14 protein-coding genes, 1 pseudogene and 5 CRISPR repeat arrays are annotated in these 26,514 nt (G+C 50.6%); of the genes and pseudogenes, 10 read left to right on the top strand and 5 right to left on the bottom strand.

The window, feature by feature from the left end; translation table 11 throughout:
- Positions 1 to 127 precede the first annotated feature (127 nt).
- Positions 128 to 1,420, bottom strand: a complete 1,293-nt coding sequence (locus THECO_RS15235; RefSeq protein WP_015253089.1) for an ISNCY family transposase — start codon at positions 1,418 to 1,420, stop codon at positions 128 to 130.
- 202 nt (positions 1,421 to 1,622) lie between these two features.
- Here THECO_RS15235 and cas6 point away from each other — a divergent pair, with 202 nt between their 5' ends.
- The 8 genes from cas6 to cas2 are packed head-to-tail and all read left to right on the top strand — an operon-like array spanning position 1,623 to position 10,335.
- Positions 1,623 to 2,363 carry a CRISPR-associated endoribonuclease Cas6 gene (gene cas6, locus THECO_RS15230; RefSeq protein WP_232427810.1) on the top strand — a complete coding sequence of 247 codons (741 nt, stop codon included), beginning with the start codon at positions 1,623 to 1,625 and terminating at the stop codon, positions 2,361 to 2,363.
- Positions 2,364 to 2,379: 16 nt separating this feature from the next.
- Positions 2,380 to 4,431, top strand: coding sequence for a hypothetical protein (locus THECO_RS15225; RefSeq protein ID WP_015255926.1), 2,052 nt, complete (start codon positions 2,380 to 2,382; stop codon positions 4,429 to 4,431).
- Positions 4,412 to 5,374, top strand: a complete 963-nt coding sequence (locus THECO_RS15220; protein ID WP_015255925.1) for a CRISPR-associated protein — start codon at positions 4,412 to 4,414, stop codon at positions 5,372 to 5,374. The genes THECO_RS15225 and THECO_RS15220 overlap by 20 nt, the downstream gene beginning before the upstream one ends.
- Positions 5,375 to 5,387: 13 nt before the next feature.
- Positions 5,388 to 6,077 (top strand): CRISPR-associated protein Cas5, encoded by a 690-nt coding sequence (gene cas5, locus THECO_RS15215; protein ID WP_015255924.1) that lies wholly within the window; start codon positions 5,388 to 5,390, stop codon positions 6,075 to 6,077.
- Positions 6,065 to 8,455, top strand: a complete 2,391-nt coding sequence (cas3, locus tag THECO_RS15210) for a CRISPR-associated helicase Cas3' (RefSeq protein ID WP_015255923.1) — start codon at positions 6,065 to 6,067, stop codon at positions 8,453 to 8,455. The genes cas5 and cas3 overlap by 13 nt, the downstream gene beginning before the upstream one ends.
- A 28-nt stretch (positions 8,456 to 8,483) precedes the next feature.
- Positions 8,484 to 9,002, top strand: a complete 519-nt coding sequence (gene cas4 / locus THECO_RS15205) for a CRISPR-associated protein Cas4 (protein ID WP_015255922.1) — start codon at positions 8,484 to 8,486, stop codon at positions 9,000 to 9,002.
- A gap of 44 nt (positions 9,003 to 9,046) precedes the next feature.
- The gene (gene cas1b, locus THECO_RS15200) at positions 9,047 to 10,039 is read left to right on the top strand and encodes a type I-B CRISPR-associated endonuclease Cas1b (protein WP_015255921.1); all 993 of its coding nucleotides are present in this window, start codon (positions 9,047 to 9,049) and stop codon (positions 10,037 to 10,039) included.
- 32 nt (positions 10,040 to 10,071) lie between these two features.
- On the top strand, positions 10,072 to 10,335 hold the full coding sequence (gene cas2, locus THECO_RS15195) for a CRISPR-associated endonuclease Cas2 (RefSeq protein ID WP_015255920.1): 264 nt from the start codon (positions 10,072 to 10,074) through the stop codon (positions 10,333 to 10,335).
- A gap of 167 nt (positions 10,336 to 10,502) precedes the next feature.
- A CRISPR array of direct repeats spans positions 10,503 to 10,868; the repeat unit is 30 nt; unit sequence GTTTTGATCGTACCTATGAGGAATTGAAAC.
- A 132-nt stretch (positions 10,869 to 11,000) separates the two neighbouring features.
- Here cas2 and THECO_RS15190 read toward each other — a convergent pair.
- The 4 genes and pseudogenes from THECO_RS15190 to THECO_RS15175 all read right to left on the bottom strand — a co-directional run bounded on the left by THECO_RS15190 (position 11,001) and on the right by THECO_RS15175 (position 21,486).
- A pseudogene (locus THECO_RS15190) lies at positions 11,001 to 12,228 on the bottom strand (IS110 family RNA-guided transposase).
- 298 nt (positions 12,229 to 12,526) lie between these two features.
- A CRISPR array of direct repeats spans positions 12,527 to 13,693; the repeat unit is 30 nt; unit sequence GTTTTGATCGTACCTATGAGGAATTGAAAC.
- Positions 13,694 to 13,825: 132 nt separating this feature from the next.
- Positions 13,826 to 15,052 (bottom strand): IS110 family RNA-guided transposase, encoded by a 1,227-nt coding sequence (locus tag THECO_RS15185; protein WP_015255918.1) that lies wholly within the window; start codon positions 15,050 to 15,052, stop codon positions 13,826 to 13,828.
- 296 nt (positions 15,053 to 15,348) lie between these two features.
- Positions 15,349 to 16,306: a CRISPR direct-repeat array (repeat unit 30 nt; unit sequence GTTTTGATCGTACCTATGAGGAATTGAAAC).
- A gap of 133 nt (positions 16,307 to 16,439) precedes the next feature.
- On the bottom strand, positions 16,440 to 17,666 hold the full coding sequence (locus tag THECO_RS15180) for an IS110 family RNA-guided transposase (protein ID WP_015255917.1): 1,227 nt from the start codon (positions 17,664 to 17,666) through the stop codon (positions 16,440 to 16,442).
- Between the two features lie 296 nt (positions 17,667 to 17,962).
- Positions 17,963 to 20,128: a CRISPR direct-repeat array (repeat unit 30 nt; unit sequence GTTTTGATCGTACCTATGAGGAATTGAAAC).
- Positions 20,129 to 20,259: 131 nt separating this feature from the next.
- A complete protein-coding gene (locus THECO_RS15175) occupies positions 20,260 to 21,486 on the bottom strand; it encodes an IS110 family RNA-guided transposase (RefSeq protein ID WP_015255917.1) in 1,227 nt (408 codons plus the stop codon).
- Between the two features lie 297 nt (positions 21,487 to 21,783).
- A CRISPR array of direct repeats spans positions 21,784 to 23,098; the repeat unit is 30 nt; unit sequence GTTTTGATCGTACCTATGAGGAATTGAAAC.
- 136 nt (positions 23,099 to 23,234) lie between these two features.
- On the opposite strand from THECO_RS15175, the gene THECO_RS15165 reads away from it, so the two are divergent.
- Together THECO_RS15165 and THECO_RS15160 are read left to right on the top strand one after the other, a co-directional pair.
- Positions 23,235 to 24,388, top strand: a protein-coding gene (locus THECO_RS15165) for an IS3 family transposase (RefSeq protein WP_198285741.1) whose coding sequence is annotated in 2 segments (ribosomal slippage) — positions 23,235 to 23,481 and positions 23,481 to 24,388 — 1,155 coding nt in all. Because the reading frame shifts where the segments join, the coding sequence is not laid out codon by codon here.
- Positions 24,389 to 25,151: 763 nt separating this feature from the next.
- A complete protein-coding gene (locus THECO_RS15160) occupies positions 25,152 to 26,501 on the top strand; it encodes a TIGR02710 family CRISPR-associated CARF protein (protein WP_015255915.1) in 1,350 nt (449 codons plus the stop codon).
- Positions 26,502 to 26,514: the final 13 nt, after the last annotated feature.

Raw genomic sequence — 26,514 nt, 5'->3', positions numbered from 1 at the left:
AACAGTTACACCCTGACAATATCACAGCACAACAACATCTTTTGTGCAATCTATGTCAATCGTCTGTGAAAATGTCACCTTAACTCGTCTGTGAAAATGTCACTTTTTGAATGTACCAAGTCACCGGTCAGGTGACTTGGCCTGGCGCGAAATTTGTGTTACGCTGAAGCTGCTTTGGACTCCATGCCAACCTCCATGGATGGTTGGCGGCGGGCTTGCGGGGTGGCGCAGGTTCCGCCTTTTTTGTTGGAGTCGCAGGATCACGTACCGGCTTTTCCGTCTCCTTCAGCGCGATGGCCTGACCATGATGCCATACGAGCACCTCACCGGTGAGCGTCTCACGCACCTCAACCGTTGCTCTGGCGTCGAAACGGAACTTGCAAGGCTTGGCGAACGTATACACCTTCCCGTTGTATGAGAGCGTGTTTCCGTGTCCCAGTTTTCGGTACTTGCGGGCCGTGAACACATGCTCCAACTTGACGGACGGATCCGGCTCCATGTATGCCGATTCCGCTTGTTTGGGCTGGACGGCAAACTTGCGATTGTGCTTCTCCAGCAGCTTGGGCAGCGCTTCGTTGGCCTCCTCGATCGTCTTCACGCCGAGCAGCCGCAGCTCAATCACCAGGCGATCCTGAAACGTCCCCCAGAGGCGTTCGATGCGGCCTTTCGCTTGCGGCGAGAGGGCCTTGATATGCTCGATGTGCAGCTCCGCCATTGCCTTGCCGAAGTCGGATAGCGGTTTGGTTTCGCCTGCCAGTTCCTGCTCAAGCGACAGCGTTTCATGGGGTGACCGGAAGATGGTATGTTTGTCGCTGTAAAGCCCCAGCGGCACGCCGTAGTTCCGGATGCCTTGCATCATGACCAGCGAGTAGCCTTCGCGGCATTCCGTGGGCCTGAACACGGCGCCAACGACGGTACCTGTCGCATCGTCGATGGCGGCATGGAGGGTGAAGGACGGTGCCCGATCCTCCAGCCAGGCGTAAGGCGTCGCATCGATCTGCCACAGCATGCCCGCTTGCGGCTTTCGCTGGCGCGGTTGATGAGCCTTCTTGCGCCGACGCGGTTTGGCTTGCTTGATGCCTTTGGACAGTAAAATGCGTCTTACGCTGGGTGTGCTGAGCTTAATCGATTCGTGTTCCTCCAAAAGCTCCGCAAAGTGGCAGTTGTTGCTGCCGTGATACGTTGTGGTGTACAACTCGACGACGTGATCTTTGACTTCCTCCGGGATCGCGTGTTTCGGCTTTCTTCCCCGATTACCGTGGGCCAGTGCCTGGGCGCCTCCTTCTTCCACATATTTCTTCTTCAGCCGAATCACTTGCCGGACGCCGAGTCCGAGTGCCGCCGCTCCTTCCGCGTTGGTCATGTGTCCGTCGAGGATTTTCTCCACCACAAGTACCTTTTTCCATTCTGCTCTGGTCAATGTCACTCTCTCCTGTCCCATAGTGACATTATCTCAGAACAGTTATACCGTGACATTATCACAGAACAACGACACATCTTTTGTGCAATCTATTTACAAGTTTTGCATTTAAGATTATCCTAAGTGTTAAGACCTAGTCTATTAATCCCAAAAACCCCTTAGATTTGGTGGCCGAATTGGGGGAAGTTGATTTTTGCGTATAATGTTGAATTTAACCAGTGATATTCCGTTGGATTTACCAATTAATTATCAAGAATTGCTGGTCGGTTTTATTTACCAGAACATTAGCGACGAGCAATATCGTCATTTTTTGCATGAAAAAGGGTTCGAATACCAGGGAAGGACATACAAACACTTTGCTTTTTCACGAATTGACGGGCGCAAGAAGGTGGTTCGGGAAAGCAAACGGATAATTTTTTATCCACCATTCCGTTTATTGGTAACTTCCCCTCTGAGTGAATTCCTCCAATCATTCGCCAAATCCATGCTGCTTTCGGAAAATTTGAGAATCGGAAACTATCCGATACGACTGCTGTCATTTGAGACTATGCCCGAAATGAACGAACTACCCGACACCATGCGCGTCCGCATGTTAAGTCCCCTGGTCATCTACAGCACCCTGACACATCCAAACGGAGTGAAATACACTTACTATTATCAACCGTATCATGAACAGTTCTCCGTCATGGTCGGGGAGAATCTGAGACGGCGATATTTCAGTCTTCATGAAGATGACCCGGATTTATATAAGAGCCCATTTTCGATTCAACCCCTCCATGTCACTCCTCGCGACAAAATAGTTACCCGCTTCCGAGGTACCATCATTGAGGGCTGGATGGGGGAATATGAACTTCGGGGCGATCCAAGATTGCTGCATTGGGCTTATCACACTTGTCTCGGAGGTAAAGGCTCTCAAGGATTCGGCGTGTTCGAGCTTCTCTAGTGGGGAGGGGAACATTATGCTGGCAGAAGCAATCATCAGAATTGGACGGCCATTGGCGCGGAGTTCGATGAAAGCGGCCGATCGGATTCGTTGGTTGACGGATGTCGGAAACGAGACCTGCAAGAACTATTTTCAGAACGTTTGGGTAGCAGAGTTGGGTTCGGAAGAAGCGCAGGACATGTTGCATTATTTGCAAATTGGAGAGATGAAGGAAGACGGAAAGCAGTCAATCTTCGAAGTCGACTCCAAGCGCATCGCTGCATTCCCGTTCCATTATCCCAATGGCGGAAATCCCCTGAATGCACAAGGCATTTATCCGTTGCCGTGCTATTTGTTGTGGGACGCGCACATCAAGGGGATGTCTTCACCGGGCGAATTCGCGGCGGAAGTTCTGTTGCCGAGATTGCTTCGCACCGTCCCCTATTCCAGCGAATCCGAAACCGATTTGAGCAGTATCGCAAAACGGGTGGCCAACCAAATGGCGAAAGCATGCCATATGTGGGCAAGTGATGAACGCCAGCTTGGAATTCTGATGATTGTCGATTCGCATTTGGAATGCTTCCGTTACGACGAACAACCCGATGAACTGGCGGTTCATCCAAGCGGCATTCAACCCGAGAAATGGATTGTCCTGGACAGCTCGACCACGCTTCAATGGATTCGGGAAGCGAAATTGCGGGAAGCGACGGAGCTGGGGGAAGCATCCAATCAGGTGTCGACTTTTACGAATCGCCGTACGGAGCGCGTTGTCTCCTTGTACAACAAGTCATGGTTGTGGTTGGCGCCGACATGGGAAATGCCCCGGTCCATTTACTGGAAGGACAAGGAATGGATCAAGGGGATAAAGGCTGATCCGGAATCGTACGAACATTTCTATTACGGCACGCAATTTATGAAAGCGATCCAGGTTCCAATCAATTCGGCTACACTCAAGGAAATGTTCGCGCCGGTCATGCACGCGGAAGCTCGAAAACATATTCGGGCGAGCAGTTACGAGCAAATTTACGGTATTCCGATGCTCCTTCCGCTATTGGACGGGGATTCGGAACAGCAGTATCGCAAATACCGGCTGATGCTCCGCCAACAAGAGGACGAATCGAAAAGCGCCCTGCATCTCAGGATACTCGCGGGACTTGACCGGATCGTTCCCGAGATCAGTGACGATTATCGTCTGACCATCCTGTACTATTCCGGAGATTTGTCGCGAGGCAACATGCATATCCGCGCCGTGATCGAGGATGTTGTGCCAAGTGTTGCGTCTGCAGTACAAAATATCCTTCGCAATATCAGCAGCATAGATGTTCCTCAATTGACACAGGCGCTGGGATTGCCGGATCAGTTTACCCTACATGCGCTGAACGATTTGCCCTCCATGTTGGCCAATGCGTTCGGACCGGGTTATGTATGGGATTCATTACAGAAGGTGCTGCACAGACACCCCATCCGGATCGACCGATTGCATGAGATAACGGCGCGAAAATGCAACGACAGCGCCAAGCTGGACAAGTGGCACCATGTGAGATGTGAACTGCTGTTCTACTGGGCGTTCTTGAGTTTCACGGATCAGTATACCCTACAGATAACCGGAACAGGGAAGGAGAGTGTCGCGGTGGACTGGCGTCAGTTGTTGGCGAATTACCAACATGGGCAGTGGGATGACGAACGCGAATGGAGTGTGCAAGAACTCGGATTTATCAGCGGGTTGCTGGTTCGGCAATTCGAAAACTTGTACCGCGTGAAAGTGCACAGTTCCTACATGAAAAAAAAGCTGCTCAACTTCGGGAGTAAGCTGACCCCGCAAATGGTATGGGAGAACGGCCTAATCGAGTTCCAGAAGTTGATCGAGCAACGAGAATTGAAGATCGGCAAGAATTTTTATCCGGCGTTAGCTCGGGCGTTGCTCGCATTCCCCAAAGCTCAGGCCGCAGGTCTGCTGGACAAGCATCGGCATGAATTTATCAGCACGTTCTGGTCCGGCTACCTCATGTATAAGAAATCTGATCAAGATCAATCCGATAATGCTGAACATTCTGAAGGAGGGGACAACGATGACCATTCGCAACAGTGAATTCGTTTTTGTCAAGTCCGTCAAGGATGGGATCCCGAACCGCGATCCGCTGAATGACAGTGATGCCCGGCGATTGTTTCCGGAGGAAGACGGGCGGATTTCGCTCAGCGATGTGAGCGTCAAACGGGATGTCCGCGACTACGTGCTCGCTCTGTATCCAGATGGCGGTCCAGATAAGAAAAACTTTATTTTTGTCCAGCAGGTACTGAATGATAAGGGCAAGCTTCTAGGACGTGGCGGTCTCGCGGAGAAAATTGCGGCAGACGCTGGACAAACAGAATCGTTCAAGAAAGATCCGCAATCAGTACTCCTGAATCACAGCTTTGATGTCCGGACGTTCGGCATTGTGTATTCGGTGAAAAACGTATCGTTCCACCTGACAGGGCCTGCACAATTCGGATGGGCGCATTCCATGCATCCCGTCGATACGCAATATGTACAGGGAACCGTCGTCATGCCGAGCACGGAAAGCGCAAAAGAAGGCGAAGAAGGGAAATCCCAGGGGACGATTTGGACAACGTACACGCTGCCTTTTGCAGTGTTCGCCATGCCCGGCGTGATCAACAGCTTCCACGCGTCCAGAACGGGCATGACGGAAGAAGACCAGGAATTGCTGCTCAAGGCGCTCTGGCAAGGCACCCAGCACCGGCAGGCAAGAGGCAGAGGTTTGCAGCAGTCGCTATTCCTGATTCATGTGGAATATCATGACCCGCATTATCGGATCGGTTATCTTGAGGATCTGATCCGTTTGTTGCCTGATCGTGAAACATGGATCAAGGCCGACAAGAGGCCCTCTTCTCTGAGCGAGATCACCCTGGATGTATCCGGTCTGATGGAGAGACTGGAGCAGGAAAAAGATCGGATTGCGCGTTGTCGGATCTGGGTGAACCCCTCCTTGACCGTATCAGGTGACACGGACGCTTACCGTCAACCGCTATGGTAAGGTGTGTGCTGTGATGAGGGGCGTCGTCTTCGATGTGAAGGCAGATCTGGCATTCTTCCGCAGACCGGATACGACAAATACGCAATTGACTTACCCGTTCATGACACCAACGGCTATCAAGGGATTGGTTGGCGCGATCCTGGGTATCGAAGATTTTGTGACAGGGGATCGGGTCGGGTTATCTTTGCTGTCGCCGGTTCGCACGGTCGCGCAGCAACTGTCCATGCTTGGCAAGGATACCAGTTCAAGTACATTCAATCGTCCGACCACGATTGAAGTCATCGTGTCTCCGGGTTATCGAATCTATTACGCGGGCAATGACAAGGCCGAGCAGCTGGCCCAATTTCTGAGAGAAGGCAAGGCTGTATGTCACACATATCTCGGAAGCGCGTTTGCGCTGACCAAGCCGGTGTTTGTCCGCGAAGTCGATAAGGTTGAGGTCTTGCAGAGCGATTCCGAAGTCGAGACCGCGACTGTTGTACCCACGCGGTTTGTCAAATCCATCGTTCCCGAATCGGGGAAATATTACAGCCGGGCTGGAGGGTTCATGCATCGTTATCTGGGCGGCCGCGTGTTCGAACGTTCAGTGGATTACATTTACGAACGGTACGGACGATCCATCCGGTTCGTTCCGAAGCGGGACATCGATCCGGATGACGGACTGATCTGTCATTTCGGGGAGGAAGTCGTATGCCTGGTCTGATTCCTTTCAAAGATTGTATTGCAAGGCCGGATGATGGAGACAGGCGATATCCCCTGGCGGATCATTTGCGAGATACATCCCGTTTGCTGGCGGAAGGTTGCACCGATTCGGTTATAAGCATTTTGTTTCGTCTAGCGGGACTCTGTCATGACATTTACAAAGCGCATCCTGATTGGCAGACTTACGTGAACAGTCGGGGCGCCATACAGAAAGGCCCGGCGCATGCGGCTGCCGGCGCCTTTTTGTTCTCTTGGCTGGCTTATCAATGGCTGGAGAACACGGGCAAGTGGAGGGTTTATCGCCTGAGCTGGTTGCGCATGGCAACCGATATTGCCGATCACCATGGCGAATTGGGTTCACTGATGCAGGGCAACCGTCTGGCCTGGATCAAGCAATATGAATGGGAACGTCTTGACCTGGACGGAATCCGTCAATTTCTTAATCAGGAGATGCCGGAACTGCAAGGCGTCCCGTTATTGCCTCCTTCCATTCGAGACTGGATCAACGTCGCAAATGATGCGGTGCAAGACATGCAGTTCGATGATCTTGATCCCGAGGAGACGGGCGGTTCTCCTCTGGAATTGATGCAATTGCTTCAGGATTGGAGATGGACGACCACCCGATTTATTGCGGCGGACCGGTTCAGTATTCAATCCATGCCGCCGGGGTATTGGACAAGCGATGAGATCAATTCGGCTGTGCGTACACTGGAACGATTGCTTGTCGATCAGCAGCATGGCACGATGCAAGAATTGAGGACTCGGCTGCAAGCCGAAGCGTTGACACGATACCAGGATTGCGGATCCCCGGATATGACCACGGTGAGCCTTCCCACCGGATACGGGAAAACATTGCTGGCGCTGCGTCTCGCATTGAACATGGTACTCAACGAAAACCGCAGAAAAGTCATTTATGTTGCCCCTTACCTGTCGCTGTTGGAACAGGCCGCGATGGATGTGCTCCATTGGTACGGCTTTGCCCCGCTTGAGCATCATTCACTGGCGATCCATCAAGACATTCCGGGATCGGACCTTGAAGAATCGGGTCACGGAACAGGTTTTTCAACCAGAATAATGGAATCCTGGTCGCATCCGGTCGTCTGTACCAGTTTTCAGCAGTTCTGCAGAGCGTTGTTTCCAGCCAGAGCTCAACACACTTTGCGCAGGGCATTCCTGGAAGACAGTGTCATCATCATTGACGAACCGCAGATTTTCAGGCCCGAAGGGTGGAATTTGTTCCTGACCGGTTTGGAAGCACTGAAGAAGCGGTATCGTTTGAAAATCATCTTTCTGTCCGCGACCATGCCGCCCATGCGGTATGGTCTTGCTTCCACTCCGGTTGAGCTGTGTCCGAATCCGCCGGCGAATCTGAACCGCTACAGGCTTGAATGTTCGGCTGAACCTTGCGATCAGAAACGATTGGCTGAGTTGCTGGCTGAGCGGCGTGAATTGACGCGAGGAGCAATATTGAATACGGTACGGGATGCACAATTGGTCTATCAGAAGCTCATGGAACTGGATAAGAACGTGACGGGCGATGTGTTGCTGTTGCACGGCGGCATGATTCCGTTGCACAAGAAAGTCCAGATTGCAAAGATGTTGCATCAATTGAAGGATTTATCCCGGCTTACCGTGGTTGCGACGCAAATTATTGAAGCGGGTGTCAACGTCAGCTTTCAGTTTCTGTTTCGGGCGGCCGCGATCCTGCCTTCGATCGTGCAAGCGGCCGGTCGGGTGAACCGTCATGCGGAATCCGATCAGGGCATTGTACTCGTGCGTCCTTTCCTGCGTGACGGTGAGAAGGATACCCGTTCATGGATCTACAAGCAGCCCTATTTGCGTCAAATGACGGATGAACTGTTGTACGCCAAGCCGATTCGGAAAGAATCCGAGCTCAGAATGCTATTGATCGAGTACTTCGAGCGTATGTTCAATCACAATAGCTATCAGGCTTGTCTGCAGCGCATTGAAGACGCGTATGCAGGGAATTGGCCGGCGCTTGGATCATTCGAACCTTTTGAGAATGATGCGTTGCGTCTGCCGTTGTTCATTCCCTGGGAAGCGCCAGAAGCGTTCGGGAGGTTTGTACCGGACCATTACCGGTATTTAATGAGACTGTTCAGTTTGAATAATGCAACTCAGATTTATGATCGATACGAAGATCGGAAGTGGATGAGAAGTCTGTCCTATGAAGAACGCAAGAACTTCATGATTCTGTTCCATTATCATGTCGTAAACATTCCAGGCAGATTGGCGGTGAAACTGGCGGATTCGGGCTCGTACCTGCAACATCGAATACCTTGTCTGTTCGGAGCGTGGGAATATCATGATGAAACCGGAATAGCATCGGTAGACGATATTGAATTGCAGTTCTATTGACGGCGTGCGTTAACAGGGGGGACCAAGGTTGTCTTTGGCGTCGGAGCGGGAACCACTTGGTATTAATGGCACATTGATCTGGTACTACTTTATCTGCAAGCGGGAAGTTTGGCTGATGGCCCGACAATTGAACCCCGATGAGCATGATGAAAATCTCGAGTGGGGAAGGTTCCTGCATGAATGGCGTTATGCCCGAGAGAAGAAAGAGTTGTCCTTTCAGAATGTGAGGCTGGATATCGCGGGTGAGCGGGACGGAAAACTGGTTGTGGCCGAAGTCAAAAAGTCGTCAAAGTACAGAAAAAGTGCCGAGATGCAGCTGCTGTTTTATTTGTGGAAATTGCGGGAAGCCGGGGTGGAAGCGGTTGGCGAGCTCCGTTTCCCCGAGGAGAAGAGGCGGGAAAATATTCAATTGGATGATGTGTCTGTTGAAAAGTTGAAAGCCGTTGTCTCGGATATTCGCAGAATCGTGGCCGCCGTTGTTCCGCCGAAAGCCGAGAAGATCGGATTTTGCAAGAACTGCGCGTACCGCGAATTTTGCTGGGCTTAAGCGAGTGCGGCGAAGTTGCTCTAGAGACAGAAGGGAGGAGGACGATGCGAAAAACCCGGTATTTGCTGAGCAGCGGAGAACTGAAGCGAAAAGACAACACCTTGATGTACGAAACCGCGGAGGGCAAGCAATATATTCCGATCGAAGATACGCAAGAATTGATGCTGTTCGGAGAAGTCAGTCTGAATAAAGCCGTGTTGGAACTATGCACACAAAAAGAAATTATTTTGCATTTCTTCAACTACTACGGATATTATACAGGAAGTTATTACCCCAGGGATCACTACAATTCCGGATACATGATTCTGAAACAAGCGCAGCATTATCTGGATGATACCCTCAGATTGGATTTGGCCAAGAAGTTCGTGAATGGCGCAGGGCGCAATATGTTGCGCGTCTTGAAGTACTATCGAAGCCGGGGAAAACCGATGCAACACGTTATTGAGACGCTTGAATCTCAAATGACTGAAATCAGCGCCAAATCCGATATTCCATCGCTCATGTCGGTTGAAGGTCAGATGCGCGAAGCGTACTACTCGGCATTTGACGTGATTTTGGACAAACCGGACTTTCGCTTTGAACGACGCAGCCGCCGGCCGCCACACAATGAATTGAATACCCTGATCAGCTTCGGGAATTCTCTGTTGTATACCCAGGTATTGAGCGAGATATATCAGACGCATTTGGATCCCCGGATCGGATATCTGCATACAAGCAATTTTCGTAGATTCACGCTGAACCTGGATGTGGCGGAGATCTTCAAGCCCATTTTGGCGGATCGGGCCATCTTCAAAGTCGTTGGTCAGCAAATGATTACAAAGGATCATTTCATGCGGGAAAGCGGGGGCTTGCTTCTGACGGAATCCGGGAAAAAGGTTTTTCTGAAGGAATGGGAAGAAAAAATGCGTACGACGATCAAACATCGCACATTGGGCCGGGAAGTGAGTCACAGACGTCTTATTCGCATGGAATTATACAAGCTACAGAAACACCTGATGGGTGATCAGGAATATGAGCCTTTCGAGGCACTGTGGTAGCGGGTTTCTTAGGAGCTGAGGAGCGGATATCGATGTTTGCGGTTTTGGTCTATGATGTTGGGGAGAAGCGCGTTGCCAGGGCACTCAAAACTTGCCGCAAGTATTTGACATGGGTACAGAATTCGGTATTTGAAGGTGAGATCAGCGAAGTTAATCTGAAGAAGCTGAAAGCCGAATTGAAGCGGGTCATGGATGAGGATGAAGATTCCGTCATCATTTATACCTGGCGAGTTCAACGATACAGCAGCCGGGATATATTGGGTGTTGAAAAAGGCAACATTGATTTGTTTATCTGAACTGTCGTCGACCCCCGGTGGCGCAAAAACCCCCGGGGGTCGACGACAAGTATGGGATTTGGAAAATGCTGATCTATCAAGGGTTGTGTGATATACTGGGTGCGGATGATGTTAAGATGGGCTGAAATGCGCTGAGAAAAGAACTTGATTTCACGAGGATTTTTGGGGTTTTGATCGTACCTATGAGGAATTGAAACACGGATAGGGAACGAGAGATATTTCTGATGGCTCACGTTTTGATCGTACCTATGAGGAATTGAAACATGTGCGGAGACGCGACCTTTATCACGGACGTGGAGGTTTTGATCGTACCTATGAGGAATTGAAACTACCAACCGAAGATCGGCCGTACACGCAGTACTACATCGTTTTGATCGTACCTATGAGGAATTGAAACTGGCGAAGGCAACCCGGTCGGTTTTGTTCCGACGGAAAGTTTTGATCGTACCTATGAGGAATTGAAACACGGATATGACGGTCACGAAGTATTCGGACAGTATCACGTTTTGATCGTACCTATGAGGAATTGAAACGAAGCGTGGAAGCGGCTAGTGGAGCACAGCCGTAACGTTTTGATCGTACCTATCCCGAAAATAATAGTCGCTAAAAAGCACAAAAAGGCCAACCCACCGTTACATCGCTTCAAATTGGAAAATGATAGGGGATTATGCGGTTTGCTCCCGTTCTTTTACCATAACGTCATATCCTAACATTTCCAACTTCCGTATCGCTTGTCGGGCCATCTGTTCACGCCGGCGTTCTTCGTAATAATGAGGCCCCAGTTCGTTGTAAACCTGTTTTTCCTTTAGCAGATGGTAGACGATGGTCAGGATCCGATGGGCCACCGCCACAGCCGCCCGATTGGCCCCTCGTCTGGCGGCAATGCGATGATATAGACTGGACAGATACGTGTGTTTCGTTCGGACTGCTGCCCGTGCCGCCTCGATGAGAGCGCTCCGAAGCTTCGGATTCCCTTTGGTCGTTCGCCCGGACTTTCGTTTCCCAGCACTTTCGTTGTTCCCTGGAGCCACCCCCGCCCACGAACACAAATGAGCGGCAGACGGAAAGCGGCTCATGTCGGTCCCCGTTTCAGCGACAATTTGTTCCGCCGTCCGCCGGGCCACCCCGGGAATGGTGTCCAGCCGCTCCAGGTCTTCCTCAAAAGGGAGCATCCGCCTCTTGATCTCCTCGTCCAACTGTTGAATCAGCGCGTCCAGTTCATCGACGTGCCGCAGTTGGGTTTGGAGCATCAACCGTTGGTGCGGGCCGATCAGTCCTTTGAGCGCGCGCTGGAGATCCGCTTTCTTGTTCTTCAGACGCCGAAGTGCCAACTCCGGACAGGATTCCGGGATCAACGTTACCGGCTATCAGCGCTTCGATCATCGCACGCGCCGATTTGCCCAGAATATCGCTGGCTACCGACGACAGTTTGATGTTGGCGCCTTCCAGCACTTTCTGAATCCGGTTGACTTCTCGTGCCCGCTCCTCGATCAGACTACGGCGGTATCGGATCAACTCGCGAAGCTCCCGTTGATCACGCGGCGGAATGAAGCTGCCTCGGAGCAATCCAAGCCGGAGCAACGAAGCGATCCACTCGGCATCCTTCACATCGGTTTTTCGTCCGGGAACATGCTTGATATGTTGCGCATTGACGACCAAGGTTTGAATCTCTTCCGTCTCCAACAGGTTATAGACGGGTTTCCAGTAGGAACCGGTGCTTTCCATGGCGGCGTGGGTGCAACCTTTGCTCTTGATCCAGTCCACCATCTGCAACAGATCGTCGGTCATGGTCGAGAATGTGCGGATTTCTTTCTCGTCCGGCGTGATAATGCAGGCCACGACCGTCTTTTTGTGGACATCCAGTCCACAGACATGGCTGTAGACGACATCCATGATGGACAATCTCCTTGCGGCTTTGTCGATTGAGGGCTGGTGCAACGACCACACATGGGCCATTCTATCCCGCGTGCTTCCCGAGGGAGCGACAATCTGTGGTGCACCTGGTCGTTGGGGTCCGTCTAAGAGTCGGGCTCGCAGCACCAAGAAACAACGACCTCCCTCCACCAGCCGCAGGAATATTGTACCGCATTCGTCCATTTTCATCATCTGCTGGTGCCGCATTAGCGGCATGGGGGTCTATGAGGAATTGAAACAATGCTTCGCAGGATCAGGAACTGAATATACGATACAGGTTTTGATCGTACCTATGAGGAATTGAAACCGTGATGCACCTCGTAAAAGCTCGGCGCGATCAGGTCGTTTTGATCGTACCTATGAGGAATTGAAACTCGTCCGAATGTCGTCCAGATGTCGTCATTCATACCGTTTTGATCGTACCTATGAGGAATTGAAACCACTCAAGAAAGCTGTAAATAAAGTGCTGAATGAACAATGTTTTGATCGTACCTATGAGGAATTGAAACTAGCATGGCACGCAGGAAACAACGGCCCCGGCAAAAGTTTTGATCGTACCTATGAGGAATTGAAACCAGGAAAGGAAGCCTCTATCGCTGGCGCCGTAAATAACGTTTTGATCGTACCTATGAGGAATTGAAACAATGCCGACGACGCTCATCACCTGATGTTCGTCGTGGACTGTTTTGATCGTACCTATGAGGAATTGAAACACCAGTACACGATGGTGATCCGCGAAGACATCAGCATCGAGTTTTGATCGTACCTATGAGGAATTGAAACGCCGCCGAGATCACGCTGGCCGTGAAGGAATATACCGTTTTGATCGTACCTATGAGGAATTGAAACTCGCACGGGCGACGAGTACGACGGTGACCGCGTGGGTTTTGATCGTACCTATGAGGAATTGAAACATGGGTCGAGTTTCAGGAGTTTCTCGACCTGCTTGAGTTTTGATCGTACCTATGAGGAATTGAAACTAATGCTGTATAATGAAATCAGAAAGAACGAAGGAGTTTTGATCGTACCTATGAGGAATTGAAACAATACCCACATTGCGGATTCCTGATCCCATTCGACTGTTTTGATCGTACCTATGAGGAATTGAAACCATCATCGGCGTCCAGATCGTCGGATGGGAGGCGAGCGTTTTGATCGTACCTATGAGGAATTGAAACTCGCCCTGAATCTGCCCCATCAGGGCGAAATGCTTCGTTTTGATCGTACCTATGAGGAATTGAAACAATGCCGACGACGCTCATCACCTGATGTTCGTCGTGTTTTGATCGTACCTATGAGGAATTGAAACAGGATACGCCGCAGAATCCGGCACCGAAGCCGCCGTGTTTTGATCGTACCTATGAGGAATTGAAACGCGCGGCGGATCGGGCTCTCCATGGTGGAGCTCGACATGGTTTTGATCGTACCTATGAGGAATTGAAACTAATTCAGGAACAGCACGATGTCTGCCCATTCCTTTGTTTTGATCGTACCTATCCCGAAAATAATAGTCGCTAAAAAGCACAAAAAGGCCAACCCACCGTTACATCGCTTCAAATTGGAAAATGATAGGGGATTATGCGGTTTGCTCCCGTTCTTTTACCATAACGTCATATCCTAACATTTCCAACTTCCGTATCGCTTGTCGGGCCATCTGTTCACGCCGGCGTTCTTCGTAATAATGAGGCCCCAGTTCGTTGTAAACCTGGTTTTCCTTTAGCAGATGGTAGACGATGGTCAGGATCCGATGGGCCACCGCCACAGCCGCCCGATTGGCCCCTCGTCTGGCGGCAATGCGATGATATAGACTGGACAGATACGTGTGTTTCGTTCGGACTGCTGCCCGTGCCGCCTCGATGAGAGCGCTCCGAAGCCTCGGATTCCCTTTGGTCGTTCGCCCGGACTTTCGTTTCCCAGCACTTTCGTTGTTCCCTGGAGCCACCCCCGCCCACGAACACAAATGAGCGGCAGACGGAAAGCGGCTCATGTCGGTCCCCGTTTCAGCGACAATTTGTTCCGCCGTCCGCCGGGCCACCCCGGGAATGGTGTCCAGCCGCTCCAGGTCTTCCTCAAAAGGGAGCATCCGCCTCTTGATCTCCTCGTCCAACTGTTGAATCAGCGCGTCCAGTTCATCGACGTGCCGCAGTTGGGTTTGGAGCATCAACCGTTGGTGCGGGCCGATCAGTCCTTTGAGCGCGCGCTGGAGATCCGCTTTCTTGTTCTTCAGACGCCGAAGTGCCAACTCCGACAAGGATTCCGGATCAACGTTACCGGCTATCAGCGCTTCGATCATCGCACGCGCCGATTTGCCCAGAATATCGCTGGCTACCGACGACAGTTTGATGTTGGCGCCTTCCAGCACTTTCTGAATCCGGTTGACTTCTCGTGCCCGCTCCTCGATCAGACTACGGCGGTATCGGATCAACTCGCGAAGCTCCCGTTGATCACGCGGCGGAATGAAGCTGCCTCGGAGCAATCCAAGCCGGAGCAACGAAGCGATCCACTCGGCATCCTTCACATCGGTTTTTCGTCCGGGAACATGCTTGATATGTTGCGCATTGACGACCAAGGTTTGAATCTCTTCCGTCTCCAACAGGTTATAGACGGGTTTCCAGTAGGAACCGGTGCTTTCCATGGCGGCGTGGGTGCAACCTTTGCTCTTGATCCAGTCCACCATCTGCAACAGATCGTCGGTCATGGTCGAGAATGTGCGGATTTCTTTCTCGTCCGGCGTGATAATGCAGGCCACGACCGTCTTTTTGTGGACATCCAGTCCACAGACATGGCTGTAGACGACATCCATGATGGACAATCTCCTTGCGGCTTTGTCGATTGAGGGCTGGTGCAACGACCACACATGGGCCATTCTATCCCGCGTGCTTCCCGAGGGAGCGACAATCTGTGGTGCACCTGGTCGTTGGGGTCCGTCTAAGAGTCGGGCTCGCAGCACCAAGAAACAACGACCTCCCTCCACCAGCCGCAGGAATATTGTACCGCATTCGTCCATTTTCATCATCTGCTGGTGCCGCATTAGCGGCATGGGGGTCTATGAGGAATTGAAACACTTCCACCGCCGAGAACATGACATAGATCGTCCCGGTTTTGATCGTACCTATGAGGAATTGAAACTGATTTCCGCGCCGGGAAATGGGATGTAAAGGGCGGGTTTTGATCGTACCTATGAGGAATTGAAACCCGCTCTCAAGCTGAACGCTGCGGCGAGCCCGCGGGGTTTTGATCGTACCTATGAGGAATTGAAACCGTAAACAGTCCGTCAGGCCGCCAAGAGGTGCAGGAGTTTTGATCGTACCTATGAGGAATTGAAACACGGGTGACCGAGCAAATGAAGTTTGTGAAGGTTCGGTTTTGATCGTACCTATGAGGAATTGAAACTCGATTCTCTCGTCGATTCCGGGTTCGTTGATCGGGGTTTTGATCGTACCTATGAGGAATTGAAACACCGGCCTCGTGATGCCATGGGCCACTTTGTGAAGGTTTTGATCGTACCTATGAGGAATTGAAACTTGGCCTTCGTGCTGTCGCGCTGGAAGAATCGCGTGTTTTGATCGTACCTATGAGGAATTGAAACTCCAACAGGATTGAGCCGAGCACCGACACCTCTGCCTCGTTTTGATCGTACCTATGAGGAATTGAAACTTGAAAGTCTGGCAGACGACGGAGAACACTTACTAGTTTTGATCGTACCTATGAGGAATTGAAACGTGTTTCAGCGCTCGTATTTCGGCACGATGGCTGTTACGTTTTGATCGTACCTATGAGGAATTGAAACTACTGCTGTTCAAACTGTTTATACTGCTCAATCTCCGTTTTGATCGTACCTATGAGGAATTGAAACCCGCCCTCAAGGTGGAACCGCTGCCTGCGCACGGGTGTTTTGATCGTACCTATGAGGAATTGAAACCGCCACCACATCACCTGTGTGGGTAATTTGCCGTGAACAGTTTTGATCGTACCTATGAGGAATTGAAACACAAACCACGGCGGCGCCGGCACGCGTTCCGTTTGCGTTTTGATCGTACCTATGAGGAATTGAAACCGGTGTCGACGTGGGCGCCGTTGTCGGCGCGCTGATGGTTTTGATCGTACCTATCCCGAAAATAATAGTCGCTAAAAAGCACAAAAAGGCCAACCCACCGTTACATCGCTTCAAATTGGAAAATGATAGGGGATTATGCGGTTTGCTCCCGTTCTTTTACCATAACGTCATATCCTAACATTTCCAACTTCCGTATCGCTTGTCGGGCCATCTGTTCACGCCGGCGTTCTTCGTAATAATGAGGCCCCAGTTCGTTGTAAACCTGTTTTTCCTTTAGCAGATGGTAGACGATGGTCAGGATCCGATGGGCCACCGCCACAGCCGCCCGATTGGCCCCTCGTCTGGCGGCAATGCGATGATATAGACTGGACAGATACGTGTGTTTCGTTCGGACTGCTGCCCGTGCCGCCTCGATGAGAGCGCTCCGAAGCTTCGGATTCCCTTTGGTCGTTCGCCCGGACTTTCGTTTCCCAGCACTTTCGTTGTTCCCTGGAGCCACCCCCGCCCACGAACACAAATGAGCGGCAGACGGAAAGCGGCTCATGTCGGTCCCCGTTTCAGCGACAATTTGTTCCGCCGTCCGCCGGGCCACCCCGGGAATGGTGTCCAGCCGCTCCAGGTCTTCCTCAAAAGGGAGCATCCGCCTCTTGATCTCCTCGTCCAACTGTTGAATCAGCGCGTCCAGTTCATCGACGTGCCGCAGTTGGGTTTGGAGCATCAACCGTTGGTGCGGGCCGATCAGTCCTTTGAGCGCGCGCTGGAGATCCGCTTTCTTGTTCTTCAGACGCCGAAGTGCCAACTCCGACAAGGATTCCGGATCAACGTTACCGGCTATCAGCGCTTCGATCATCGCACGCGCCGATTTGCCCAGAATATCGCTGGCTACCGACGACAGTTTGATGTTGGCGCCTTCCAGCACTTTCTGAATCCGGTTGACTTCTCGTGCCCGCTCCTCGATCAGACTACGGCGGTATCGGATCAACTCGCGAAGCTCCCGTTGATCACGCGGCGGAATGAAGCTGCCTCGGAGCAATCCAAGCCGGAGCAACGAAGCGATCCACTCGGCATCCTTCACATCGGTTTTTCGTCCGGGAACATGCTTGATATGTTGCGCATTGACGACCAAGGTTTGAATCTCTTCCGTCTCCAACAGGTTATAGACGGGTTTCCAGTAGGAACCGGTGCTTTCCATGGCGGCGTGGGTGCAACCTTTGCTCTTGATCCAGTCCACCATCTGCAACAGATCGTCGGTCATGGTCGAGAATGTGCGGATTTCTTTCTCGTCCGGCGTGATAATGCAGGCCACGACCGTCTTTTTGTGGACATCCAGTCCACAGACATGGCTGTAGACGACATCCATGATGGACAATCTCCTTGCGGCTTTGTCGATTGAGGGCTGGTGCAACGACCACACATGGGCCATTCTATCCCGCGTGCTTCCCGAGGGAGCGACAATCTGTGGTGCACCTGGTCGTTGGGGTCCGTCTAAGAGTCGGGCTCGCAGCACCAAGAAACAACGACCTCCCTCCACCAGCCGCAGGAATATTGTACCGCATTCGTCCATTTTCATCATCTGCTGGTGCCGCATTAGCGGCATGGGGGTCTATGAGGAATTGAAACAAAGTCGGCTGGCGCGCCTCGAGGCGCTGCAGGAGTGTTTTGATCGTACCTATGAGGAATTGAAACAAATCAGCTTCTTCTGGACTTTCGGACTCATTATAAAGTTTTGATCGTACCTATGAGGAATTGAAACTCGAACATCGACTGAGCGGCCCGGTGCTCAGCGAGCGCGTTTTGATCGTACCTATGAGGAATTGAAACGGGTTATTGTCCCGCAGTTGGCAATGTCGGCTGGAACAGTTTTGATCGTACCTATGAGGAATTGAAACGTAAATGTATTATTCTACACGAATCCAAAAATATGCGTTTTGATCGTACCTATGAGGAATTGAAACATGATCCCGACCAGCTTGGACGAATACGCCGGGTCGGGTTTTGATCGTACCTATGAGGAATTGAAACGCTGGAATGTCTTCTCGGCCGCCGCGCTCTGCTCGGTTTTGATCGTACCTATGAGGAATTGAAACCGTTGGCTCTCGTATTGAAGCTCATCCACTTCCGACTGTGTTTTGATCGTACCTATGAGGAATTGAAACCTCGACGTCCTTCATCGTCTCATCGGCCATCGGGACAACGTTTTGATCGTACCTATGAGGAATTGAAACCCATTTCGCCCCCATCGAGGGCGGGAACTCGATTTCGAGTTTTGATCGTACCTATGAGGAATTGAAACATTAACTGATGGAAATAAACCGCGATTCCGGCGGCCAGAGTTTTGATCGTACCTATGAGGAATTGAAACGAGCGACGGAGGCGCGGGGGGACGCTGTGACCATTGTTTTGATCGTACCTATGAGGAATTGAAACTTCGGATATAGTGTTTGTACATGCTTCATCACCTCGTTTTGATCGTACCTATGAGGAATTGAAACACGACTATCGTCGGGAAAGTTCCGCCGTCCGGTTCGGTTTTGATCGTACCTATGAGGAATTGAAACTCTGGTACGAAGAGGCGGACGAGTTCGGCATTGAGGAGTTTTGATCGTACCTATGAGGAATTGAAACCGAGCCGGGCGTACCAACGTTCCGTCTTCTCGCGGAGTTTTGATCGTACCTATGAGGAATTGAAACTTTTCTGTCTTGATGGCATCGGCCAGCGACCGGTTCGAGTTTTGATCGTACCTATGAGGAATTGAAACTTCCCTTACCGGCCCCAGGTAATCTTCCTTGAGAACCGTTTTGATCGTACCTATGAGGAATTGAAACTGTAGTTTCGTCCTTCTGGGCCGTGAGATTCTATAGGTTTTGATCGTACCTATGAGGAATTGAAACTGGGAAGCATTTGGCATCTGCCCTCGATGCGGGCAGGTTTTGATCGTACCTATGAGGAATTGAAACACATAGTTACGGGCTCAGGGTCATCAGCCCATTTCTTTGTTTTGATCGTACCTATGAGGAATTGAAACTCAAATCAAGAAAAGCAAAATTCGCTGGAAGCTACGTTTTGATCGTACCTATGAGGAATTGAAACTCCCGATACCGATGCCGATTTTTCCGATTTGAACTCCGTTTTGATCGTACCTATGAGGAATTGAAACATGAAACGCTATATCAAGGAGGGATGCGCCAATGCAAAGTTTTGATCGTACCTATGAGGAATTGAAACCTTTCCCTCCTTCCGCGCAATCGTCGCAAACCTTCGTTTTGATCGTACCTATGAGGAATTGAAACTCGATGATCAAATCTACGATCCCGGTGAACTCAGGAGTTTTGATCGTACCTATGAGGAATTGAAACTCACCAGACAACAAACGTCGACGAGCTGCTATACGGCGGGTTTTGATCGTACCTATGAGGAATTGAAACCCGCGCTGGTTGCGTCCTTTGAAACAATTCAAATGGAGTTTTGATCGTACCTATGAGGAATTGAAACTCCGGACGAGCCGACATTCGCGGGAATGCTGCCTTTCGTTTTGATCGTACCTATGAGGAATTGAAACACGTCAGCGAATGCCGAAGTGATCGCGCCGACCGTGTTTTGATCGTACCTATGAGGAATTGAAACGGGATCGACTTGGTACAGTTTGAAATGCCCGTCTAGTTTTGATCGTACCTATGAGGAATTGAAACCCAGCCCATATGGCCAGACTGACCGACAGTCTCACAGTTTTGATCGTACCTATGAGGAATTGAAACCTGCGTCTGTGCATCGGATTGCGGCGCCGGCTGCTCGTTTTGATCGTACCTATGAGGAATTGAAACATTCGTCCGCGATATTGACGCATGGTTTAGGCTCCGTTTTGATCGTACCTATCCCGAAAATAATAGTCGCTAAAAAGCACAAAAAGGCCAACCCACCGTTACATCGCTTCAAATTGGAAAATGATAGGGGATTATGCGGTTTGCTCCCGTTCTTTTACCATAACGTCATATCCTAACATTTCCAACTTCCGTATCGCTTGTCGGGCCATCTGTTCACGCCGGCGTTCTTCGTAATAATGAGGCCCCAGTTCGTTGTAAACCTGTTTTTCCTTTAGCAGATGGTAGACGATGGTCAGGATCCGATGGGCCACCGCCACAGCCGCCCGATTGGCCCCTCGTCTGGCGGCAATGCGATGATATAGACTGGACAGATACGTGTGTTTCGTTCGGACTGCTGCCCGTGCCGCCTCGATGAGAGCGCTCCGAAGCTTCGGATTCCCTTTGGTCGTTCGCCCGGACTTTCGTTTCCCAGCACTTTCGTTGTTCCCTGGAGCCACCCCCGCCCACGAACACAAATGAGCGGCAGACGGAAAGCGGCTCATGTCGGTCCCCGTTTCAGCGACAATTTGTTCCGCCGTCCGCCGGGCCACCCCGGGAATGGTGTCCAGCCGCTCCAGGTCTTCCTCAAAAGGGAGCATCCGCCTCTTGATCTCCTCGTCCAACTGTTGAATCAGCGCGTCCAGTTCATCGACGTGCCGCAGTTGGGTTTGGAGCATCAACCGTTGGTGCGGGCCGATCAGTCCTTTGAGCGCGCGCTGGAGATCCGCTTTCTTGTTCTTCAGACGCCGAAGTGCCAACTCCGACAAGGATTCCGGATCAACGTTACCGGCTATCAGCGCTTCGATCATCGCACGCGCCGATTTGCCCAGAATATCGCTGGCTACCGACGACAGTTTGATGTTGGCGCCTTCCAGCACTTTCTGAATCCGGTTGACTTCTCGTGCCCGCTCCTCGATCAGACTACGGCGGTATCGGATCAACTCGCGAAGCTCCCGTTGATCACGCGGCGGAATGAAGCTGCCTCGGAGCAATCCAAGCCGGAGCAACGAAGCGATCCACTCGGCATCCTTCACATCGGTTTTTCGTCCGGGAACATGCTTGATATGTTGCGCATTGACGACCAAGGTTTGAATCTCTTCCGTCTCCAACAGGTTATAGACGGGTTTCCAGTAGGAACCGGTGCTTTCCATGGCGGCGTGGGTGCAACCTTTGCTCTTGATCCAGTCCACCATCTGCAACAGATCGTCGGTCATGGTCGAGAATGTGCGGATTTCTTTCTCGTCCGGCGTGATAATGCAGGCCACGACCGTCTTTTTGTGGACATCCAGTCCACAGACATGGCTGTAGACGACATCCATGATGGACAATCTCCTTGCGGCTTTGTCGATTGAGGGCTGGTGCAACGACCACACATGGGCCATTCTATCCCGCGTGCTTCCCGAGGGAGCGACAATCTGTGGTGCACCTGGTCGTTGGGGTCCGTCTAAGAGTCGGGCTCGCAGCACCAAGAAACAACGACCTCCCTCCACCAGCCGCAGGAATATTGTACCGCATTCGTCCATTTTCATCATCTGCTGGTGCCGCATTAGCGGCATGGGGGTCTATGAGGAATTGAAACCCGGTATATTCCGGCGTCCTTGAACCCGAGCACTATAGTTTTGATCGTACCTATGAGGAATTGAAACAGTTGTTCACGAACGGGACCGATGTAGTCCTCTTTCAGTTTTGATCGTACCTATGAGGAATTGAAACCTCGACGAATTGCTGATCGACCAGAGTGACGAGCACAAGGTTTTGATCGTACCTATGAGGAATTGAAACACGGTTCGAAAAACCATGATTGTATTCCGTCTTCCTCTCGTTTTGATCGTACCTATGAGGAATTGAAACCTCGAATCCACGAGTGATCGGGTACTGATCTTTTACAACTGTTTTGATCGTACCTATGAGGAATTGAAACTATTTAGTCAATGATTTCAACAAATCGGCTGTTTCCGATGGTTTTGATCGTACCTATGAGGAATTGAAACTCGCACTCGGGAACAACTTCGCCACGACTGAGGCCGAAGTTTTGATCGTACCTATGAGGAATTGAAACGATGCAAGGTTAGAGACAATAACCTTTTTACCTTCCAGTTTTGATCGTACCTATGAGGAATTGAAACAGCTCGAAAAGCTCGAGCAGCAGCTGCGCGATATGGTTTTGATCGTACCTATGAGGAATTGAAACATTGTCGTGGCCGGAATGTCGTCGCCCAGGTTGACCGTTTTGATCGTACCTATGAGGAATTGAAACTCCTCGATCAATTTCAGCCGCGCTTTCGGCCACTTCGCGTTTTGATCGTACCTATGAGGAATTGAAACCCTTTCCGCAGAACCCGCGCCTGCGGGAACCGTCGGCGTTTTGATCGTACCTATGAGGAATTGAAACTCGTCAGCTGCCAGCCACGGTTCATATGTCCGGTGCGGTTTTGATCGTACCTATGAGGAATTGAAACCAGTACCTAGCGAAACGGGGTTCCATATGAACTACACCCGTTTTGATCGTACCTATGAGGAATTGAAACTGCGTTGCCCGCCACCATAAGCCTCCCGCATAAAGGGTTTTGATCGTACCTATGAGGAATTGAAACTCAGTCATTTCCCCATCACCGCCAGTAGAGCCGCTTGTTTTGATCGTACCTATGAGGAATTGAAACTTCCGCTCGTCAACGCCGTTATCGCCTTCGGGATCGTCGTTTTGATCGTACCTATGAGGAATTGAAACACCCAACGATCATATGGCACTTTATCAACCCGTACCCGTTTTGATCGTACCTATGAGGAATTGAAATGGAAAACTCGTCCCCCGCTGCCACACATCGAAGTTGCCGTTTTGATCGTACCTATGAGGAATTGAAACGTCGTAAGTCCGAGGGGCGCGACATGCCGAAGTGTGAAGTTTTGATCGTACCTATGAGGAATTGAAACTGTTTTCAATCTGACGTACAGCACGGATTCGTTCGGCGTTTTGTCACCACCGGACTATAATTGATGCTAGACTGAATAGTGGACACCGAGAATCGAGAATGCGACAATAAATTCAGCAAAATCGAGGTGTCCGAAGATGAGTCAAAAGTATGACAAAGACTTCAAAATCCAAACCGTGAGGATGATCCAGGAACAGGGAAAACCGGTGGCGCAAGTCGCTCGGGAACTGGGTGTATCCGACAATACCTTGTACCGTTGGATCAGCGAATTCAAACAGGATCCGGTCAACGCTTTTCGCGGCAGCGGCAATCTGAAAATGGAGGAAAAGACCTTCCTCGACATGCAGAAACGAATTCGCCAACTTGAGATGGAGAATGAGATTCTAAAAAAAGCGATGCACATCTTCGCAAAAGACCGGAACTGATCTTTTCGTTTATTCACAAGCACCGCTCCAAGTATCCGGTGTCGGAGATGTGCAGGATTTTGAATGGTGTATCCCGGAGCGGTTATTATCAATGGACCCGGCGCAAGGAAAGTGAACGGAAAAAACGCCGCGAACGGTTAAAACAGCAAATTAGCCGCATCTTCCTGGAATCGCGCCGTCTGTATGGCAGTCCGAAGATCGCTCAAGTCTTGCGCCAGCAAGGGATGCGGGTGTCCGAGAAAACCGTCGCCCGCATCATGCAGGAGTTGGGGCTTAAGTCGCGCACCGTCCGAAAATACAAGGCGACGACGAACTCGAGGCACAACCTGCCAGTGCATGACAATGTGCTGAATCAGCAGTTCACAGCGCAAGCTCCCAACCAAGTCTGGATGGCGGACATCACGTACGTTCCGACAGACGAAGGATGGCTCTATGTCGCGAGCGTCATGGACTTGTACACGCGCAAAATCGTAGGCTGGCACGCTGATGAGCGGATGACCAAGGAACTGGTCTTGCAAGCTCTGGACCAGGCTTACAGCCGTCAGCGGCCCAAAGGTAAGGTTCTTCATCATTCCGATCGGGGCAGCCAATACGCTTCCCATGAGTACCAACAACGGCTCCTAAAATACGGGATGAAGGGCAGCATGAGCCGCAAGGGCAACTGCTACGACAACGCCTGCATCGAATCGTTCCACAGCATACTCAAAAAGGAACTCGTTTATCTGGAAAAGTTCAAGACCCACAAGGAAGCGCAAAGCAAGATTTTTGAATATATCGAGTTTTTCTACAATCGCAAACGAGTCCATTCGGCGATCGGGTATCTCACACCCATTCAATGCGAACAAATGTACGATTATGTTGCGTAATTTTCTCGATTCCATGTGTCCAATCTATTGACAGAGGCCCATGTTCTGATAGTACCTATAAGGAATTGAATCTCATCTGGGCGAAGTATCACTATGACATCGCCCGTATCGGTTCTGATAGTACCTATAAGGAATTGAAACCATACCCGACGTGCTCGCTGGCTTCGAAGAGCATCTGAAGTTCTGATAGTACCTATAAGGAATTGAAACAATAAACAAAGTGTGCGCGAAAATTCACCAGAATGCCGGTTTTGATAGTACCTATAAGGAATTGAAACTAGGATGTCGCCGTAAAGCCCCTAGCTTTAGCTTGTCCAAGTTCTGATAGTACCTTTAAGGCTTTGAAATTTGCGGATTATGTCGAATGAAGGAATGCACCTATATGAGTTCTGATAGTACCTACGGTAATTGAAACTCCAGCTACCGCTCTTTGAAAGCTGATCAAACGCCCGAATTTGATCGTAACCTGTCATCCTCATCGAATACTGCGCTTCCTCGTCTGTCAACACATCCCATCCTATTTCCCGCCTGATTAGCTTCAAATCTCGACAATCCTTTTATTTCTTCAGAAGGAATTTGATGTGTAATTGTTGAAGTAAGCAGGACTTAGGAATTATCTGATTTGTCTTGGTAGTCTGTACAACAACAATAATCAACTCATGACGGAAGAAATGGAACGAAGATACTCCTGAGATCACTAAAAAATTGCTGGGTAAAATACATGAGATTCCCCAGTACTGACAGAGAGAAAGGAGAAAGTTCAATGAAAGTACTCATCATGACCGTGGGAGGAGATGACACTCCGCTGGTACTGTCCATCAAGGAATTAAAGCCGGATTATATCCACTTCATCTGTTCTTCCGGTCAAAATTCGAGCAGAGTGATGGTTATAGGAGATGGTAAGGTCTGCGGTAAGGAGAAGGATAGACCTAATATCTTGATTCAAGCCGGCTTCCCTAAAGACCAGACCACCATCGTGGAAGTGGACCCGGATGACCCCGCCGAAGTCTATGAATTGGCCAAAGAGATTATTGCCGGTTATAAAGGGCATCAAGTATACACCGACTACACCGGAGGAACCAAGTCCATGGCATCCGGTTTGCTTGTGGCTGCGTTGGAATATGATTACTGCCAACCTATTTTAATGAAAGGTCCCAGAGCTGATTTGAACAAAGTCACTGGAGACCGGAGCCGGGTGTTCATGATCAACCGTCATAGCATCATCTTCAGCCGATTCAAGAAAACATTTGAAGACGTGCTGAACCGGCAGGACTATGGAGGGGCCAGAGATATTGTCCGCACTATCAGCAAAATTGGGGCAGACAAGAATGACGAGGAATTCCTGGATCGGGCTAATGTTGTTATGAACGCTTTCGATCTGTGGGATCGGTTTGAATACGGCCGTGCGTGGGAGGATCTGGATTATTTCTCTCGAAGCTACAGACCGAATCAGCAGATAATTCAATGCAAAATCATGGCTGGTCGCCTAGCCGGTATTGTCGAGTGGCTAAAAATAGGAAGTGAAGCGGCGAAACAGCCGAGCAAAACTGAATCCACACCGAACATTCCGCATACCGTGAGTGCCCCCTGGAGGGAAGCGCCGTTGCCGGTATACGACCTAATTCGGAATGCCGAGCGCAGGGCCAGAATGGAACAGTACGACGACGCCGTGGCCCGGTTGTATCGGGCTACCGAATTGTATGCGCAGTTCGCCCTCCGAAGACGGGATATTTCCACTTCGAACATCACGGAAGAAACGCTCACTCAATTGTCAGAAGAACGACGGGAGCGGCTGGAGTTGAAGCGGGATGCCGAAGGCAGACTTGCGATCGGTCTGTTTGAGAGTTATGAACTGCTGAGCGGATTGAATGAGCCGATTGGCCAAGTCTGGGAAGCACACAAAGCGCGAATCAAAGACGCGATCAAATACCGCAATTTGAGTTGGCTTGCTCATGGATTCGAGCCTGTCACCAGACAGTATTACGAGACTTTCCACGAAGTTCTGACGGAATTCATCAACCAATGTGACGAAGCCGATCCGCATTTCCGCAAAAACAAGGTCAATCTGAACAATTACCCGGATTTGCCGAATACCGTCTGTTTTATGGATTGAACCGTTCAGGAGG

Source organism: Thermobacillus composti KWC4, assembly GCF_000227705.2.
Taxonomy (GTDB): domain Bacteria; phylum Bacillota; class Bacilli; order Paenibacillales; family Paenibacillaceae; genus Thermobacillus; species Thermobacillus xylanilyticus.
Note: the sequence above shows the minus strand (reverse complement) of the source record. Positions and strands in the feature narration are given on the sequence as shown.